We start from the raw sequence: 3,063 nt of genomic DNA on the forward strand, positions 1-3,063 counted from the left end.
CTATAGATTAATATAGTCTTAAAAATTACTATGTTCTTTCCCAGTAATAACTACATCTAGTCTGATACCTTTTCAACTTTTTTTCTATACACTGCCTCTTTTTGACTACCTACAACTTTTCACTTTTACATTTTTCGCATTTATGAAAATATAAATTTCCCTTGATAATTTATTTAAATTACCAGCTAATTAACCACCCTTAAACTTAACTTAACAAACATAAGCCAAATTCCTTAGCTATCCGGAATTTGGCTTATGTTTTTGTCGCGATACTCCAATTTATAATAATATTTACATAATAGGAGTTAAAGATGTTCATAGGATGATAGTTTTACCATTGTTTTGAACTTGCATTTAGTTTTCATTTGAAACTACACCTTTTTTTAAAACTGGAGCATTTTTGCCTAGTATAACTGAAAAGACCACAATTACTGCTATAATCATCGTGAATAGTGTAATCGATTCATCTAAAAATACTGTTGCAAATAGAATCATTAAAAATGGTTGTAAATATTGAATTTGACTGACTCTTGCTATTCCTCCGATAGCCATTCCACTATACCACGCAACATATGCAAGAAATTGGCTAACTACTGCAAGATATATAAAGCTAACCCAAGCTTGAATAGGTGCATGAATCATTTCGGGTGTAACGTTTAACCCAACTGGAATAATAAAAAATGGAGCACCGATCATAATTGCCCAAGCAATCACTTGCCAGCTACCTAGCTCCTTTGCTAACCTCCCCCCTTCTGCGTAACTAAGACCAAGTATCATTACTGCTGCTAGCAGAGCCAAATCAGCTAATTGCAGTCGGCCAAAGCCAAGATGAACTGCATAGATAATAACAGCTAAAGAACCGACTGCACTTGATATCCAGAATTTCAGTGAAGGAGCTTCACCAGCTCTGAGCATAGCAAATCCTGCTGTTGCTAATGGTAACAGGGCTGATTCGATAGCTCCATGAGAAACAGACATTGAATCCATTGCCCAAGAAGTAAGAAGAGGAAAACCTAATACTGCACCTGCTGCGACAATCATAAGACTTTTGAATTGACGAAGGGAAGGTCGTTTTTCTTTGCGAACAATTAAAACGATAGCTACTAAAAAAGCTGCGACAACTGTTCTTCCTAAACCGACAACCGTAGTTCCAAAATACTTTACTGCAATACTTGTAGAAGGAAGAGTTAAGCTAAAACAAATAACTCCTACTAATCCTAATAATAACCCCATTTTTTCTCTTTGCATCAAATCCTGCCCCTATCTTTTTGTTTTTAGGCGATGTTTAAGCTTAATGTTAATTTAGGGAGACTCTACATTATTTAACGCCGATGAGAATCCCTGTCCCCCGCGGAATGCGAACCCCATTGCAGATATAAACGATTAAGATTAAACAGACCTATTTTTAAGTAAATCTGTACCATATATCTGTTTTTCTATAAAACAGTTCTGATATAATTTACATATTACTAGGTACACATATGAAAAAAAACCATTCTTTCACCCATCTGTCCTGGTACAGATAATGAGGAAGGAGCAAAATATGAGCTCAAAGTATATTGAGATTATGGAAGAAATAAAACTTCAGCTAGAAAATGGTTCACTTATTGCAGGCAGTAAGCTTCCTTCAATTCGTCAGTTATCTGAGCATTTCTCTTGTAGCAAAAATACAGTTATTAAAGCATACGTCGAATTGGAAAAGGAGCATTTGATCTATTCTGTTCCGAAAAGTGGCTACTTTGTCGTGAATGAATATCAAATTGAGGCGAAGGAAAATGAAGTGATTGATTTCTTGTCAGCTGGTCCGGATAAACATGTTATGCCTTATCTTGATTTTCAACATTGTATGAACCAGGCAATTGAACAATATAAGGAAGAGCTATTTACATATTCTGATCAACAGGGGTCTTTCACATTACGAGTGCAATTAGTGAAATACTTGCAAAATTTACAGGTGTTTACTAAGCCTGAGAGATTGGTTGTTGTATCTGGCTCACAGCAAGCCCTTAATTTATTAGTTGCGATGCCATTTCCGAATGGTAAAAATAATATATTGATAGAACAGCCTTCTTATTTCGGAATTATCGAGTCCATCAATCTCCACCAAGCGACTGCTTTCGGAATTGAGTTATCAATGGACGGAATTGATCTTGATCATCTCGAATACATTTTTCGCAACAATGATATAAAGTTTTTCTATATCATTCCGAGATTTCACAATCCTCTTGGACATAGTTATACAAATAGGGAAAAGCAAAAAATTGTTGAGTTAGCCGAAAAATACGATGTGTATATTGTGGAAGATGATTTTTTAGGGGATCTTGATCCAGATGCAAAATCAGATCCATTATTTGCTTTTGAACCATCTGGGAGAGTGATTTATATTAAGAGCTTTTCAAAAATTTTTCTTCCGGGATTAAGGATTGCAACAGTCATCCTTCCTACTCTTATGATGAACAATTTTTTGCGATATAAATTTAGTTCGGATTTTAACAGTTCTGCCCTTTCCCAAGGTGCACTTGAAATCTATTTAAAAAGCGGCATGTTTAATAGTCATCTAAAAAAAATAAAAGAAATATATTACACTAAAATGAACCACCTTCAAGATGCATGTGAAGAATTGCTGCCGGCAAATACTCATTATTCTAAGCCTTCTTCAGGATTCTATTTATCCATCAGCTTGCCCGAGAATGTGACAGCAAAGCAAGTCGTACATATGCTACATGAGGAGAATATATATGTTGATGATGCCTCTAGAATGTTTTTACCAGAATACAAAAAGGATAATCTGATCCGATTAAGTATTTCTCAAGTAGAGATGAGGAAAATTAAGACAGGAGTCGAACGATTGGCTTACAGCATTTCATTGATTGACAGTAGGAAAAATCAAAAACCTAGTAATTTATTTCTATTTTAGGATTTGTCATTCATCTAAGAAAAATAAAAACCACCCGTGATAACGGGTGGTTTTCTCTGCGGCTGAAAGCCTTTGTTACTGACCAAACCCTAAAGGGCTTCTGAACGGTTCCCCACGTGTACTACTTCTACTGGCCAGACCTAAAA

The 3,063-nt window shown here is 35.5% G+C and carries 2 protein-coding genes; one reads left to right on the forward strand and one right to left on the reverse strand.

The window, feature by feature from the left end:
• Positions 1 to 354: 354 nt before the first annotated feature.
• Complete coding sequence (locus HU235_RS12145) at positions 355 to 1,248, reverse strand: DMT family transporter (protein ID WP_174880376.1); 894 nt, start codon at positions 1,246 to 1,248, stop codon at positions 355 to 357.
• Positions 1,249 to 1,543: 295 nt separating this feature from the next.
• Between HU235_RS12145 and HU235_RS12150 the strand changes: the two genes are divergently transcribed.
• Positions 1,544 to 2,917 carry an aminotransferase-like domain-containing protein gene (locus HU235_RS12150; protein WP_174880377.1) on the forward strand — a complete coding sequence of 458 codons (1,374 nt, stop codon included), beginning with the start codon at positions 1,544 to 1,546 and terminating at the stop codon, positions 2,915 to 2,917.
• The last annotated feature ends 146 nt before the right edge of the window (positions 2,918 to 3,063 follow it).

This window comes from Metabacillus niabensis, assembly GCF_902829255.1.
Taxonomy (GTDB): domain Bacteria; phylum Bacillota; class Bacilli; order Bacillales; family Bacillaceae; genus Metabacillus; species Metabacillus niabensis.